This window comes from Stenotrophomonas sp. 3(2025) (assembly GCF_052665395.1).
In genome coordinates, this window is the sequence record NZ_JBQOIF010000003.1 from 236,955 (window position 1) to 251,243 (window position 14,289).

At 63.8% G+C, this 14,289-nt stretch carries 17 protein-coding genes; 9 read left to right on the top strand and 8 right to left on the bottom strand.

The genetic code is table 11. From position 1 onward, the window contains the following. Positions 1 to 89: 89 nt before the first annotated feature. The gene (locus ACUXVE_RS03945) at positions 90 to 767 is read left to right on the top strand and encodes a hypothetical protein (protein WP_445513872.1); all 678 of its coding nucleotides are present in this window, start codon (positions 90 to 92) and stop codon (positions 765 to 767) included. 30 nt (positions 768 to 797) lie between these two features. On the opposite strand, the gene ACUXVE_RS03950 is transcribed toward ACUXVE_RS03945, so the two are convergent. The 4 genes from ACUXVE_RS03950 to ACUXVE_RS03965 form a co-directional block, all read right to left on the bottom strand. After that, complete coding sequence (locus ACUXVE_RS03950; protein WP_445513873.1) at positions 798 to 1,166, bottom strand: hypothetical protein; 369 nt, start codon at positions 1,164 to 1,166, stop codon at positions 798 to 800. Between the two features lie 468 nt (positions 1,167 to 1,634). Next, entirely contained in the window at positions 1,635 to 2,066 is a 432-nt protein-coding gene (locus tag ACUXVE_RS03955) for an HVO_A0114 family putative DNA-binding protein (RefSeq protein WP_445513874.1), read from the bottom strand. Between the two features lie 67 nt (positions 2,067 to 2,133). Then, positions 2,134 to 2,988, bottom strand: coding sequence for a Fic family protein (locus tag ACUXVE_RS03960; RefSeq protein ID WP_445513875.1), 855 nt, complete (start codon positions 2,986 to 2,988; stop codon positions 2,134 to 2,136). Then, the gene (locus ACUXVE_RS03965) at positions 2,988 to 3,863 is read right to left on the bottom strand and encodes a hypothetical protein (RefSeq protein ID WP_445513876.1); all 876 of its coding nucleotides are present in this window, start codon (positions 3,861 to 3,863) and stop codon (positions 2,988 to 2,990) included. The genes ACUXVE_RS03960 and ACUXVE_RS03965 overlap by 1 nt, the downstream gene beginning before the upstream one ends. A 495-nt stretch (positions 3,864 to 4,358) precedes the next feature. On the opposite strand from ACUXVE_RS03965, the gene ACUXVE_RS03970 reads away from it, so the two are divergent. Next, positions 4,359 to 5,555, top strand: coding sequence for a GAF domain-containing sensor histidine kinase (locus ACUXVE_RS03970; RefSeq protein WP_222387986.1), 1,197 nt, complete (start codon positions 4,359 to 4,361; stop codon positions 5,553 to 5,555). Between the two features lie 39 nt (positions 5,556 to 5,594). Here the strand turns inward: ACUXVE_RS03970 and ACUXVE_RS03975 are convergent, their stop codons facing one another. Both ACUXVE_RS03975 and ACUXVE_RS03980 read right to left on the bottom strand, forming a co-directional pair. Further along, entirely contained in the window at positions 5,595 to 6,293 is a 699-nt protein-coding gene (locus ACUXVE_RS03975; protein WP_154881298.1) for a hypothetical protein, read from the bottom strand. Between the two features lie 156 nt (positions 6,294 to 6,449). Further along, complete coding sequence (locus ACUXVE_RS03980) at positions 6,450 to 6,719, bottom strand: hypothetical protein (protein WP_025875897.1); 270 nt, start codon at positions 6,717 to 6,719, stop codon at positions 6,450 to 6,452. Between the two features lie 525 nt (positions 6,720 to 7,244). Between ACUXVE_RS03980 and ACUXVE_RS03985 the strand changes: the two genes are divergently transcribed. The 7 genes from ACUXVE_RS03985 to ACUXVE_RS04015 all read left to right on the top strand — a co-directional run bounded on the left by ACUXVE_RS03985 (position 7,245) and on the right by ACUXVE_RS04015 (position 11,423). Next, on the top strand, positions 7,245 to 7,817 hold the full coding sequence (locus ACUXVE_RS03985; protein WP_025875896.1) for an OmpO family porin: 573 nt from the start codon (positions 7,245 to 7,247) through the stop codon (positions 7,815 to 7,817). 115 nt (positions 7,818 to 7,932) lie between these two features. After that, the gene (locus ACUXVE_RS03990; RefSeq protein WP_445513877.1) at positions 7,933 to 8,700 is read left to right on the top strand and encodes a helix-turn-helix domain-containing protein; all 768 of its coding nucleotides are present in this window, start codon (positions 7,933 to 7,935) and stop codon (positions 8,698 to 8,700) included. Between the two features lie 69 nt (positions 8,701 to 8,769). Next, positions 8,770 to 9,138, top strand: a complete 369-nt coding sequence (locus tag ACUXVE_RS03995) for a VOC family protein (RefSeq protein ID WP_313444010.1) — start codon at positions 8,770 to 8,772, stop codon at positions 9,136 to 9,138. A gap of 24 nt (positions 9,139 to 9,162) precedes the next feature. Next, positions 9,163 to 9,489 (top strand): hypothetical protein, encoded by a 327-nt coding sequence (locus tag ACUXVE_RS04000; protein WP_093820855.1) that lies wholly within the window; start codon positions 9,163 to 9,165, stop codon positions 9,487 to 9,489. Between the two features lie 7 nt (positions 9,490 to 9,496). After that, a complete protein-coding gene (locus tag ACUXVE_RS04005) occupies positions 9,497 to 9,766 on the top strand; it encodes a hypothetical protein (RefSeq protein ID WP_093820853.1) in 270 nt (89 codons plus the stop codon). 105 nt (positions 9,767 to 9,871) lie between these two features. After that, positions 9,872 to 10,846: a Dyp-type peroxidase gene (locus tag ACUXVE_RS04010; protein WP_445513878.1), complete on the top strand. Its 975-nt coding sequence runs from the start codon at positions 9,872 to 9,874 to the stop codon at positions 10,844 to 10,846. A gap of 160 nt (positions 10,847 to 11,006) precedes the next feature. Continuing rightward, the gene (locus ACUXVE_RS04015; protein ID WP_222387981.1) at positions 11,007 to 11,423 is read left to right on the top strand and encodes a TonB C-terminal domain-containing protein; all 417 of its coding nucleotides are present in this window, start codon (positions 11,007 to 11,009) and stop codon (positions 11,421 to 11,423) included. A gap of 107 nt (positions 11,424 to 11,530) precedes the next feature. On the opposite strand, the gene pnuC is transcribed toward ACUXVE_RS04015, so the two are convergent. Both pnuC and ACUXVE_RS04025 read right to left on the bottom strand, forming a co-directional pair. Continuing rightward, positions 11,531 to 12,115, bottom strand: a complete 585-nt coding sequence (pnuC, locus tag ACUXVE_RS04020; protein WP_445513879.1) for a nicotinamide riboside transporter PnuC — start codon at positions 12,113 to 12,115, stop codon at positions 11,531 to 11,533. Then, positions 12,112 to 14,289 (bottom strand): TonB-dependent siderophore receptor, encoded by a 2,178-nt coding sequence (locus ACUXVE_RS04025; RefSeq protein ID WP_445513880.1) that lies wholly within the window; start codon positions 14,287 to 14,289, stop codon positions 12,112 to 12,114. Before ACUXVE_RS04025 ends, pnuC begins: the two co-directional genes overlap by 4 nt.

A 14,289-nucleotide genomic window follows, 5' to 3' on the forward strand; every position in this document is an offset into this window, starting at 1 on the left:
GATGGAAGGCGTGATTGCCAGAGTATCCACCTTGGCTGGCGGGTAGAATCACGCGGTCGCCGGCTGGGCGAATGGACACAGGACAGGGAATGACGTCTCGAATGATGGGAATGGCAGGGCTGGTCGCGTTGCTGGCCGCGTGCACGCAGGCACCGGCACCGGAAGCAGGCACCGCAGCTGCACCCGCCGCTACTGCTGCGCCGACGGAAGCCCCAGCCGCCACGGCCACGGTGGTCGAGAACGCGTCTTCCGTCGAAGACGGCGTGGACCCGTCGGTGTGGGACAACGAAGGCGAGCCGGAAGGTGAGACCCCCGGCGCCGAACTCACCTGCGCGGACAATCCGCTGGCGACTTATTTCTTCACCCTGGTCGGCGGCAACACCGTGGACGACTGCGGCCGCAAGGACCCGAAGGTGCTGGCCGCGTTCGACGCCCTGATGAAGAACACTGCAGCGGCCGAATCGCCCGACAAGAACATCCCCTCGCTGCGCGAACGCCTGCTGAGCGGTCCCAGCGGGCCTGGCGAACTGATGGTGCTGCAGGGCGAGCCGTGGTGGCTCTACACCGCCTGTCAGGCGCACCAGTGCTCGACCACCGCGCTGGCGATGTTGTATTCGCCGACGCACTCGAAGATGGTCGGCCGCCTTACCGCCCGCTGCAACGTGTGGTGGCTGGGCGAGCCGAACGCGGAGCAGCGCGCGCTGATCGAGCGCGAGCGGCCGGTGGACGAGGCGATGTTGAAGGAGGAAGGCGATTCCTGCGATTGACCGGCGGTAACGCCGGAAGAATCTCCGGCGTTACGCCTCAGGCCGTATCCGCGCGCTGGCCTGCGCGGTCAGCGCCAGGCACGCCATCATCAAACCCTCCATCACCCGATCACCCACGTATTCGTCGTCCGGTCCGTTCTGGCGGACGCGCTCGGCCGCCAGCAGCATTTCCAGCGCGATGCGCAGGCCCGCCAGTGCGCAGTCCGCATCGGCCAGCGCCATGCGGCGGCCGGGCATCTGATGACGCTCCGGCCACGGCTGGCCGTCGGCGGCTGCGCCTTTTCCAATCCGCGTCAGCGTGGCGATGAAAGCTCTGGGATCGATCGCAGATGCTTGTTCTGATGACGCATCGCCAGCTGCGCGATAGGGATGGGGACGGGGGAATTCCGGTGCAGTCATGGCTGGGGCTCCGTGCAGGACAGACGGTAGCCGCCACACAAAGGTGGCGGGCGGAGACGTGGCTCGAAAACCGGGACAATGAACCGGCAGGCACAAGGCCTCCACGCTCCGCCCGCCGCAGCCGGCAGACGGATTGCCGACCGACGCCACGCGAGGTGGCGTCGGCCGGCAAGCGCAATCACTTCATTGTCGATACGGGTTTTCGAGGCCCGGCCGCTCCAGATGAGGCGGCTCGTCATCTGTACCTGTGCCGACGCGCAGTGCCAATCAGAAGAGTTGCATTCAACGCTTGATGCAAGACGCTTTCGGCATTCTTGCATGCTGTTAAGCCGCCCCAGACGCCGATGGCGCAAGGGCCCTAAGCGATAGAGGAATATGCGACATGGGTCGTGATTGCCGGCGTAGTTGGCTGAGACGTCAGCGAGGCAATAACGACAGAACTCCGCGATGCGGCGATACAGCGTGGTGCTAGTCGAGCTCTATGAGAAAGCGCGTGGCCATGGCAGATGGCACCACAGACGCCCCGACCCGCCTCAGTTCAACCAGCCCATAGGCTTCCATCATCCGAAGGGTACGAGAAAGGCTTGGAACCTTGCGCCCGCAGTGCTCGGACAGTTCGGTGAGCGACCTGGGTTGAAGTTCGCGCAGCAGTCGCAACAGCCGGCGGTTTTCATCGCTCAATACTGCGGCCAGGGAAGACAGGGTGGAGAAGGCTATCGCCCCCTCCGCAACCTGCGGCGGTGCCGATCTGTCCTTTCGTTCTCCGCCGATGACACAACGTCGGAAGGTACTTTGGATTGGCGAACGGCACGTATCGGAATCTGTCATCGGTGCGGGATTGCATTGGGACCGATAGATCATGTCTGGCCGAGCACGCGTTGGATTGAACAAACGGCGCATGGATGGCGCGCCTGCAGGACCGTGTCAGCTTCCGGCGAGGCGTGGGCCAGCGATTCCTGCTGTGCAGCTACCCAAGAATGCCAAGGCCTCTGACGCTTTGGGCTGGGCGCCCACACAACAATCCATGGATCTCCTCGGCTAGTCCGACCTGTTCGTCGAAACTACTAAACGGTGTTGCTGTCAGTGCAGCGAGGATAGGGTGGACTGATCTAGCGATGCCATCTAAAGCCGAACCAAAGCACTCCGCAAGCATAAAAAACTCTCCAGCTCTGGCACACTTGGCAGACAAGTGAAAATCAGCCGATCTCTTCCCCTTGAGCAGAACTGCAGCCAAAGCGAAAGACGATACGCCCTGCTCCACGACGGTCGCATCAGCGACGAACAGCGCCCTTGCCGTCCGACCATTGCCATCGACAAGAGGATGTGCGGTAAGTAACGTGATGTACGTTGCTAACGCCACCGCAACGTGATTGCAACCCTTTGAAGCGAACCGCCCACGTAGCTTGAATATTTCATTCGACGCTGCGCGAGCGCGATTTGCGTCTGGCGGAAGATAATCGCGACTATATTGATTTGGCGTTAGTATTCTGCCAAATCCACTTCTGACCAAACTTGTTCCACCCTCCAACCTTCCTGCGCGTTCGGTCCAAGAATTGATCGTGGAAGCCTGCCGAATGTCTCTAAGCGCATTCTTCAATGCCAGCTCGGTGCTGTAGCGGCCCAGCAGCTGCCGACAGTTCATCTCGTACGCAGCGACACTGTCAGCGCTGCCATGCATCGACAGCGCCACGATCCAAGGGATCGCGGCGCCGCCAAAGGTTCGGCATTCCCTTTCTGAAATCAATTCACCAAGATCGGAAAACGCCGACGCAATCCATGCCGAGCTCGCTGAAAAATTTGGGCGAGCCATCGAGGTAGTCATCATTCAAATACGGGAATCAGGTCTCCCTTGCCCCCAACATGATTCAAATCTCTAAGATTAGACCAAATGTCGGCATTCGGCCTGGGATCTGGCCCGGCAGCACTGCTTCCTTGCAGCTGGGCATTCTCGCCGAGTTGCCTCAAGAGCTCAGTGGTTTGCGCTTGAAGGTTCTTGGAATTGATCCCGGCGTCATAGCCCGGAAAATAGTGGTCGAACATGTCGTCGGCCCTGTGATCTCCCAGGATTTTGGCGACCTCCATTCTGGCCCTGAATGCCAAAATCTGATTTTCATCGGCCACGCCCCCATTCATTTGCATGGCATCCTTGAGCACCGCCAGCGCGGCCTCCTCATATGCATACACAGAACCGTGAGATGCCGCGTTTTTAAGTGCCGCAATCCCACCCATTGAATTACCTTGTGCCAGAAGGCGCTTACCAAGAATTGTCTGAGCGTACGGGTCTGTCAGCGCTCGCTGAAGTTCCGAGTCCGGTATGCTCTTCGCCGCATCTATCTCTGCTTGATCAAGATAATAGTGGCGATCAAGCCAGTCGCGCTCAGCTTGAGATAATGCGGCAAATCTTGTGTCACCTTCCATTAACGCGCTTAGAGGCACCTGCTCAGGCTGGGCGGACTTACGACGCTTAAAGCGTAGGTCCTGTATTTTGCGACCTTCCTTTTGATAGTCGACAGCGTCGTGTGGGATTTGCTCATTCACAATGTGGGCCGGCTGAGAGCCGGTCTGTCTGTATGAATATACCGCGCCCAAGCCGGCGACGATCACAATCGCGACCAAAGCGCCTACAGTTATATTTTTATTCATGACCGCAGCCCCTATAGGCAATTTCGATGAATGCCCTGCGCCCAACTGCGGCACGTTGCCTCTGTCTTGGCCTGATCGAACACTGGGCCGGAAATAAATGCCTGAACCGGACCCCATTGTAAACCTGAAGAATACGCCGCCTGCCCCTCCACTTCGGCCTGGAAGATAGGCCAGCGGTCCGGTGGGATCAGTGCCTTGGCGCTGGCTACCATGTCTTCCCTAAGTCTGGTGTCACACCCCTCTTTGGTCGTCCATACCGTTCCATAGCAGACATCGTGTTTATTGCAGGCATCAGTAAAAACCCCGCCATAACCGGCAGCCTCAATAGGATGACTGGTGGATACCAAAAAATCTGGAACATCAAAGCTGGCGCCCTCCCCGACGCCAAACGCTGGATATGATGTCCGCATACAACCAGGAGCGGTCGCTTATCCTAGCCAGGACCGCCGCAGACCCGCCACGACCCAGCCTGAAAAGGCCGCAATCACCCTCGCATCAACCTACACAACGGTTCCATGGGATGATGCGGTGCCCACCGGACGACCGACCATGCAGAAGCTGACGGACCCCAATCTGCTGGACGATATCGCCGAGATTGGTCGAATCCAGGCCGTGCCGCGAATCCTGGAGACCGTCGCCCACATCACGGGCTCACGATTCACGGCTATTGCCCGCGTGACCCAGACAACCTGGACCGCGTGCGCCACATTCGACACCCTGGGGTTCGGGCTGGTTCCCGGTGGCCAACTGGTGCTTGAGACCACCATCTGTGACGAGATCAGGCAGTCGGCGACGTCAGTTGTATTTGCGCATGCAAGCGAGCACCCGGTCTACTCCCGGCATCACACGCCACGGATCTACGGGCTTGAGAGCTACGCGTCCGTTCCCATCCATCGGCCAGACGGCAGCTTCTTCGGCACGCTCTGCGCGATTGATTCGACACCGGCCAATTTCGACGTAGCCCACGTCCAACGCTCCATGGAGCTGCTGGCCGACCTGGTAGGAAGTTACCTCGACAAGGAAGATCGCCTTGAGCGAGCGGAAACGGCGCTCTCCGACGCGCATCGTGTCGCCGACCTGCGCGACCAGTTCATTGCCGTGCTGGGTCATGACCTGCGCAGTCCGCTGCAGGCCATCAGCATCGCCGCAGATTCGCTGGCAGGTGAGGCGGGCACTGAGCGTCAGCAACGGATGCTCGCGCACATCACTTCCGGCGTTGCCAGAATGGACGGACTGATCAACGACGTGCTTGATTTCGCCAGGGGGCGTCTGGGCGGCGGCATTCCCATCGCGCTGCAGCTGACAGGCACGCTGGAAGAAGACCTGAAGCGGGTTGTGGAGGAGGTGGCAATCGCCACCGGCCGCCAGGACATCAAGGTCCATATAATGGTAGAAGGCGGCGTGGTCTGCGACCCGAGCAGATTGGCGCAGCTCCTGGCCAATCTGCTCACCAATGCAGCGGTACACGGAGAGCGCTCGTCCCCGATTACGCTGACCGTTCACTCCGGGCCGGAAATGCTCGCGCTCGACGTACACAACGAGGGACACATTCCATCAGCGAGGTTGGACGCGATTTTCAGCCCATTCTCACGTGAGAAGAGTGAGCGTCCGCGGCCGGGTCTCGGCCTCGGCATCTACATTGCGTCGGAGATCGCGCGGTCCCATGGCGGCACGTTGGAGGTGGAGTCCAGTGCGGCCGCCGGCACCTTGTTCACGTTCAGGATGCGCAGGCTGGAGCTTCCGTAGCGGTCTGCCGCGACCACGTCCGCAGCCTTCAACCGGGTTTCATTTGCGGGCGTGTCGCTCGTCTTTTTCATCCACGTCCTTCGCAGCCGCGCGACTCTGCGCGAACTCCGGGAACGTTTCTTCGATCGAATCCTTGTCCGGCAGCACGTAGAACACGCCGCCTTTCTCGAACGTGGGATGCACGATCTGCTCGTAGAACCCGGGCGAGACATTGATGCAGCCGTGGGTGACACGGTTGTCGTCCGGCGTGGCCGATGCCAGTCGTTCGCTGCGCTTCTCTTTCGGGGTGCCCGGGGGAAGCGGGTGCATTGAAACGGCGGAATCGTAGTCCACCCACAGCACGCGTCCGGCGTCCTCGGACGGGCCATAGGCGCCAATGAAACGACCCGCCGGGGTGGTGCGGTCGTGGCCGGGAATCGCGCTCAATGCGAGCTTGGCGACGCCGGGTGCCGAGTGATCGCCGATGGCCGAACCAAACAGCGCTGGCGCTGCGCCGCGCAGCTTGCCGTCACCGCCGAAGACCAGGACCTGCGCAGCCGCCTTGTCCATGATCGCGAACGGATAGCCCTGGTTGTCCTTGCTGGCCACGACCCAGCCGGCCAGTTCAATCACCGTATCGGACACTTCCTGGCCCTGCGGAAGTTCATCGGCGGCGGTCGCCGTTTCCGTGGGCGCGTCCTTGGCTTCCTTGGCGTTCCTGGCGCTGGCTGCGCCGGTTCCTGCCAGTGCCAGCGCGATGGCCAGCGTGGCCGATACGGCCCGGCGTGCAGGGAGTGAGTACGTACGAATGGGACGGCTCCTTCGGATGACGACCGAGAGGCTGAAAGACACCAGTGGCCGGTGAAGGCCACTGGTGTCTGGTTCAAGCGTTCATCAAAGTGGGTGGGAGAGCGGTTACCCGCGCGGCTTGCGGCCGGGGACCCTTTCGAGCTGCTGCACGCGGCCTTCGATCTGATCCAGACGCTGGTTGGCCTGCTGTGCAGACTGGTTGGCCGATTCGGCGCTCTGCGCCGCGCCCTGCACCTTCACGTCGAGCTGGTCGAGACGCGAGTTGATCGTTGCAAATTCGTCTTTGTAGGTGGCGCAAGCCCCGAGGCTTACGGTAGCAACGATGGCTACGGTGACGGCACGTGCCGCGTTGATTTGCTGCTTGGTCAGGAACATTCCACTCCCTCCTTCGTCTGGGGAGTCTGGAATATAGCGGCGTTTGTTCCCGCCGCTGCGAAGTGCTTTCAGCTGCAGTTGGAAGACGTGGATGGCCTGTGAAGGTCGCGCAATCAGCAATCCTTAACAAGCGGGAACAAGCGAGCTCTGCTGCATCGGTTGATGTCGTTGTGCCACTTCGATCTCTCCAATTCATCAGCCTGAAGCCGACTCATGCTGTTCTTCTCAATGGGCGCAGATGAGCGGGGCGCACACCATCGACGCACGCACCGCGCTTCCGTGAGTGCAGTCCTCCCGTGCGATCAATGACCGAAGCGGCTTGGCAGGTCGGCGTGCATCCAGCGAACTACTACACGGCGCATCGAGAGTTCCCTGAACAGCAACCTCATTCATGTACCGGTCAGTTCAATATTCAGGGCCGATTTCATCAACAAACGGATAATTCACACCTGTCGAACGCCTCTCCTCCCTCCCCTCCCGAGGGGCGTTCGACGAAACCAAAATAATGAAAGGTGTATCCCGATGATCAAGAATTCGCTGCTTGCCCTGGGTCTGTTGGCCGCGCTGCCGTTCGCCGCATCGGCTGCCGATGGCCTGTCGTACAACTACGTTGAAGGCGGCTACGTGAACACCGATGCCAAGGGCGGCGACGCTGATGGCTGGGGCGTGAAGGGCTCGGTTGCCGTGCATCCGAACTTCCACATCTTCGGTGATTACAGCAAGCAGGAAACCGACACCTTCAAGAACGATGTCGACCAGTGGCGCATCGGTGCCGGCTACAACTATGGCATCGCACCGAACACCGACCTGGTGGCTCGTGTTGCATACCAGAAGTTCGACATGAAGCACGGCCTGGACTTCAACGGCTACTCCACTGAAGTGGGCGTGCGCACCGCGTTCAACCCGTACCTGGAAGGCTATGCGCTGGCCGGTTACGAGGATTACAGCAAGAAGCACGGCATCAACCCGGACGGCGAGTTCTACGGCCGCGTCGGCGCCACCGCCAAGTTCAACCAGAACTGGGGCCTGAGTGGTGAAGTGAAGCTGGCCAAGGCCGGCGACCGCGAGTGGTTCGTGGGCCCGCGCTTCAGCTGGTAACAAACGCCTGTCGTTAGTGCGTGTAACTGGCGTGTGATCTCTCTCCCACACGCCAGCGAAGCCCGGCCTCGTGCCGGGCTTCTCTTTTTCCGGCATCGCTTTGCCACAATGGGGCATGGGCGATCCCTCCACTCCCGCTGGCACCGGCTCGGCCTACCAGGAACACTTGGCGCCTGCGCCGCTGCGTGGCCAGTTCGGCCAGCTCTGGCAGAGCCAGTTGCCTGCTGATGCCAGTGGCAGCATCACCGTGCTGCCCGATGGCTGTGTGGACATTCTCTGGCGTGATGGTGCGCTGTTCGTGGTGGGGCCGGACCGTACCGCCGCACACCCGCAACTGGCCCCCGGTGCACAGGTGCTGGGCGCGCGGTTCCGGCCCGGCCAAGCGTCGGCTGCGCTCGGCATCGACTTGTCCGGCATCGTCGGCCAAGCCGTGCCCCTGATCGAATTCAATGCCCGCTGGGCGACGCAGGCTGCGGCCTGGATCGGTGACGCCGCGCCCGACCAGCGCCTGCAGCGCCTGGCTGACAGCCTGCAGCGGAACATGCCGGCGGCCGTGCTGGACGAACACACACGCCGCGCGCATGCGCTGTTCGCGTACGCTGCCAGAGGCGATGCCAGCATCGACGCACTCGCCGCACAACTGGCCATGAGCCCGCGCACCCTGCGTCGCTTCAGCCAGACGCAGTTCGGTTACGGGGCAAAGTCGCTGGAGCGGATCCTGCGCCTGCAGCGGTTCCTGCGCTGCAGCCAGACCCAACCCGCGCACAGTCTGGCGATGCTGGCCGTGGAGGCCGGCTATGCCGACCAGGCCCACCTCAGCCGCGACGCCCGCGAGCTTGCCGGCCTGACCGCCAGTGCGCTGCGCCAGCAGTGGGGACGTTGATGGCCGTTTCGTTCAAGACCCGGGCCCGACCCTGACCGATGCTGGCCGCTCCAACCACGGAGCCGCACCATGAGCCACGCAGACACCACCGCTGCCGAACGCCGCATCGACAACATCGAATTCAACGTCGCCGACATCGCCCGCAGCAAGCAGTTCTATGGGCAGGTCTTCGGCTGGTCCTTCACCGACTACGGCCCGGCCTATACCGAGTTCGATGACGGCCGCCTCAAAGGTGGATTTGTCGCCGGCCAGGCAGTGACGCCCTCAGGAGGCGCGCTGGTCATCGTGTACTGCGTGGACCTTGCCGACGCGCAGCAGCGCATCCTCGCCGCTGGCGGCGAGATCGTGCAGGCGGTGTTTGCCTTTCCCGGCGGCCGTCGCTTCCATTTCCGCGATCTGGACGGCTACGTGCTGGCGGTGTGGAGCGACGCCAGCTGATCCGTCTGCCTCTACAATCCGCCAATGGAAACGCACATCGATGCCTATGTGAGGCAGGCCGACGGCAACTGCATCAAGGTGATGCTGTTCAATGGCCGCTCGCGGGCCTCGCTGCAGGCGCTGGGCTTCACCGCTGGCGATGAGAACACCCTCACCCTGCCGGTCCCCGACGATGCAGCCAAGGCCGCCGTCTTCCTCCGCCTGCGTGATCTCGGCGTTGCCTTCTCGGCGGGCAGGGAGTGGTGTCCGGCCGACGTGTTCGAGCATCTCCGCGAGGGCGGTGTGCTGGAGGGACCCTACCTGCGGGTTGCGTGGCGCACGCCTCGGCAGTTCACCGTGACCACGGCGTAGCCACAGCATGGACGTGATCGAGATCGATGGAGCGAATCTGCTGCGCGATGCTGCGGACGGCTGGCAGCTGCAGGCGTCCGTGGTCTCGCAGGACGGCACGCGGCTGGCCTGCATCCTTCGTGTCGGGCAGCGCTTTCGCGTCGAGCGGTTCCTGCGCGGACACATGCGGCCGCAGTGGCACGGGGAGTGGTGGGTGCAACAGCCGCAGCACTCGATCACCGACAGCGGGCTGCAGGCACAGGTGCTTGCCGATGAGTGGCTGGCGCCGGCCGGCTGACCTCCGCGAACTGAGAACCGCTCCGTCGCCGGCAAGGTCGTTCCGCTATGATCGCCCGCACATTGCCGCAGGCGATGTGCCCGCCTCAAGCCAGCAGGAACCATCGTGAACGCCCAGCCCGCACCCATCACCGCCCTCAACCACACGCTCGACAACGAGCCGCAGCAGATCACCGCGCCGCTGACCCATTCGGCCGCGTTCCTGGTGCTGACGGTGAAGGACGATGCGGCGTCGCTGGCGAAAGTGCGCGAGGTGCTGGCCAGTACCGATGACCTGATCAAGAACACCGCCATCCGCGAGATCGAGCGCACCTTCACCTGCAACGTGGCCATCGGCCACCGCGTGTGGGCGCCGCTGGTGGGCAGTACGCCGCCGCGCGAGTTGAAGCCGTTCCAGGAAGTGAAGGGTGCGACCCACACGGCGGTCTCCACGCCGGGCGACCTGCTGTACCACGTCCGTGCACGCACGATGGATCTGATCGTGGCCTTCGAGCGCAACCTGATGATGGCCTTCGGCGATGCGGTGGACGCGGTGGATGATGTGGCCGGTTTCCGCTACTTCGACGGCCGCGACCTGCTCGATTTCGTCGACGGCACGGCCAACCCCGAAGGCCTGTCACTGCCGGAGGCGACCATCGTCGGCGACGAGGACCCCGACCATGCCGGTGGCAGCTACGTGGTGGTGCAGAAGTACCTGCACAACCTCGATGCCTGGCGCACGCAGAAGACCGAGGCGCAGGAGGCGATCATCGGCCGCACCAAGCACGACAACATCGAGCTTGACGACGCACCGGCCGACGCGCAGAAGTCGCACAAGACGCTGTGCACCATCGAGGATGCCGACGGCGAGCACGAGATCCTGCGCGACAACATGCCCTTCGCCAATCCGGGGCGTGGCGAGTACGGCACCTACTTCATCGGCTACACGCGCCGGCTGTGGGTGATCGAGAAGATGCTGGAGCGGATGTTCATCGGCAACCCCGCGCCGCTGCATGACCGCATCCTCGATTTCTCCACCGCGACCACCGGCGTCACCTTCTTTGCGCCCTCGCGCAAAGTGCTGGCCGACCTGGGCGACTGATCACGCCGGGTGGGGCAGCCAGGTGGATCCACGCCATGCGTGGATGGATCAACCGGTTGCCCGGAACAGCCACGCATGGCGTGGCTCTACTGCGCCGCCATCTGCCTGTCATCTACGGCGCCGACCATGGCGCGTTGGGATGGACGTGGAGACGTGGGTGATGGCTTCTGCAGGAAACAAGCGCACCTCGCGCCGTGGCTGGCGCCCGTTGGCATGGTTGCTGGGCCTGTTGGCGCTGGGCAGCGCCAGCGTGTCCGCACAGGACGCACCTGCGCATTGGATGGCCTATGCCGCCTCCGTCAGCGGCGAGTTGCAGCAGCGTCTGCAGCAGGAGCAGGATCCGCACGCGCAGCGCCTGCTGGCTTGGCTGCAGGAGCATCCCGAAGCGCCGGCGCCGTTGGTGGTGAGTGTGTGGATCGCCGGCGATGGCGCCATCTCGAAACTGGAATTCGACAGCCTGGGTGATGCACAGGTCGATGCCGATCTGCGTGCGGCGCTGCAGGCCACGCCGTTGCCGGCGGCGCCGCCGAAGGACATGCGACAGCCACTGCGATTGGGGCTGACCCTTACCCAGTAGAGCCACGCCATGCCTGGCTGCCGGGCATCGGTAGACGCCAACCTTGGTTGGCGCTCACCTGCCGAGCAAGGTCGGCATCTACCAACGCAGCCACGCATGGCGTGGCTCTACTGCGCAGGTACTGCCTGCGGCTCGCGCGCGGCGGCGCGCCACGCCCGCAGCCCGAACAGTGCCAGGCCCAGGAAGAACACGTACAACGCAGCAGTCACGTGCAGCGATTTGAACAGATAGGCGCCCACGTAGACCACGTCCACCACGATCCACACCCACCAGCAGGCCGTGTGCCGGCGCGCCTGCCACCATTGCCCGACCAGGCTCAGTGCGGCCAGCATCGCGTCCAGCCACGGCAACGCTGCATCGGTGAAGGTGTGCATGCCGGCGCCAAGCGCCACGCCGCCACACAGGCCGATGGCCAGGTCGCGCAGCAGCGTGCCGCGCGCCAGCGGCACGATGCGGATGCTGCCTTCATCGGCGGCGTGCTGGCGCCAGTTGATCCAGCCGTAGACCAGGAATCCACCAAAGGCGACCTGCAGCAGCGTGTCCGAGTACAGCTTGGCTTCGGCGAACACCGCGCCGTACAGCGCGACCGACAGCAGGCCGACCGGCCACGCGGCCAACCGTCGCTTTGCCATCAGCCACACCCCGAGGATGCTGAAGAGCGCGGCAGTCCACTCGAGCGCGACGCCGCTCACAGCGCGAACGTCACCGACAGGCGCGCCTGTCGCGGCGCACCCGGGAACAGGTAGTAGTCACCGCCGCTGCTGCCGGTGTCGCGCCAGTAGAAGCGGTTGAACAGGTTGTCCACCGACAGGTTCCAGCTGACCGCACGGTCGTGCAGGCGGTGCTGGAAGCGCAGGCCGGCGTCGAACACCGAGTAGTCCGGTGCGCGCACACCGCCGTCGGCGCGGGCCACGTTGGAGGAGGCATAGCGCCAGCCACCGGTCACATCCAGGCCTTCAACGAACGGCAGCGCGTAGGCCAGGTGCACGCTGGCGCGCACCTTGGGCACGTTCACCAGCTGATGGCCTTCATAGGCCGGGGTGCCGGTGTCGCGTGCGCGCGCTTGCAGCACGCTGGCGCTGGCGACGATCTGCAGCGCGTCGGCCAGCTGGCCGTTGGCGGTCAGTTCCAGGCCGGTATGGGTCTGCTGGCCTTCTTCGACGAAGGTGTAGCCGACGTCGCTGCCGTCGGGCTTTGCGTACTGGTAGGGCTGGGAGGTGCGGAACACGGCCGCGCCCAGGGTGAGGGCGTCCACTGGCACGTACTTCACGCCCACTTCCAGCTGCCGCGACTGCATCGATGGCAGGAAGGTATCGGCGTTGGACGTCCAGAACGGTGCTTCCTGGCCCAGCGAAATGCCGCGCACGTAGCTGGCGTAGGCGTTGAGCTGGTCGGTGGCCTTCCACACCAGCGCGGTCTGCGGCAGGAAGCGCGACAGGCGGCTGTGGCGTTGCGGCGTGCCGCGCTTGTCGTAGGCGCGCTCGTCCAGGCGCACGAAGCGGCCGCCGGCCAGCCACTGCCAGTCATCGCCGAAGCTCATCCGGTCCAGCGCGAAGAACGCGGTCTGCCGGCTGTCCAGGCGCCGTGCCGATGCACCCGGCATCTTCGGCGAGGGCTCGAACACCGGCACCTGCACGTCGTGGATGTTGCTGGTACCGACGTACTCGTTGACGCTCGGGCGCTTGTCGATGGTGCGGCGGAAGTAGTCGGCGCCGATGCTCAGCTGGTGGCCGACGCTGCCGGTCTCGAAACTGCCGCGCAGTTCGGCACGGGCCTGCTGGTTGCGGCGGGTGTCATCCGGGCTGCGGTAGTCGTAGATGTCGTAGTCGCCGTTGGGGGCGAAATAGTTGCCCGGCATGCTGCCGTCTGCACACCCTGCGGTGTAGTAGCAGCCGTAGGCGAAGGCGACGTTGTCATCGATCACCGAGCGGCTGTGGCCGAACGAGACGCGCGACTGCCACGCATCGTTGAAGTCATAGGTGTGCAGCGCGGTGATGTTGGTGCTGGCAATGTCCACCGGCCGCTGCCACGGCTGGTAGCCGAGCAGGCGTTCGCGGTCGACGCCGCGCGGCAGGTCGCGCGCGCCCAGCAGCTGGAAGCCGGACACCGAGCGCTGCGCGCTGGTCTGGTAGTTGGCATCCACTTCCAGCTTGCCGTGTTCGCCGATCAGCCAGTCGGTGGCCAGCGAATAGAAGTTGCGGCGACCGTTGGCATGCTCGACGTAGGAATCACTGGCATCCCAGGCCGCGTTCAGGCGCACGCCGAAGCGCGGGGTCAGCCAGTGGCCGACATCCACGGCGGCATAGCGCGAGCCTTCCGAATCGGTGCCCAGGGTGACCGTGCGCACTTCCGCCGGGCGCTTGCCCACGTAGTTGATGATGCCACCGGGTGCCATCACGCCAGCCGCCAGGCCGGCTTCGCCCTTGAGGATCTGCACTTCCTGGATGTTCTCCAGCGCCAGGCGCTGCTCGCCGGCGATGGACATGCCGTTGAAGCGGTAGCCGGTGGCCGCATCCAGCGCGAAGCCGCGGATGGCGATGTTCTGGTAGTAGCCCACCGGCGCATAGGCATCGCCCAGCGAGGCATCATTGCTGGCCAGCTCGGACAGCGAACGCACCTGGCGGCGGTCGAGGTAGTCGCGCTCCAGCACGTTCACCGAGGCGGGGGTGTCCTTCCACGAGCCGCCGCCGAAGGCGTTGACGCGCGAGGTGTCGGTGGCCGGCTTGCCGGCCTGCACGCGCACCGCCGCCAGTTCGGTGGGCGAGGAGGGCGCATCAACGGCGTCGGTGCCTGCCTCGCTGGCGTACAGCGGCAGGGCGGCGCAGAGGGCAAGGGCGAGCAGGGTGGGGCGCAGGCAGCGGTTCAT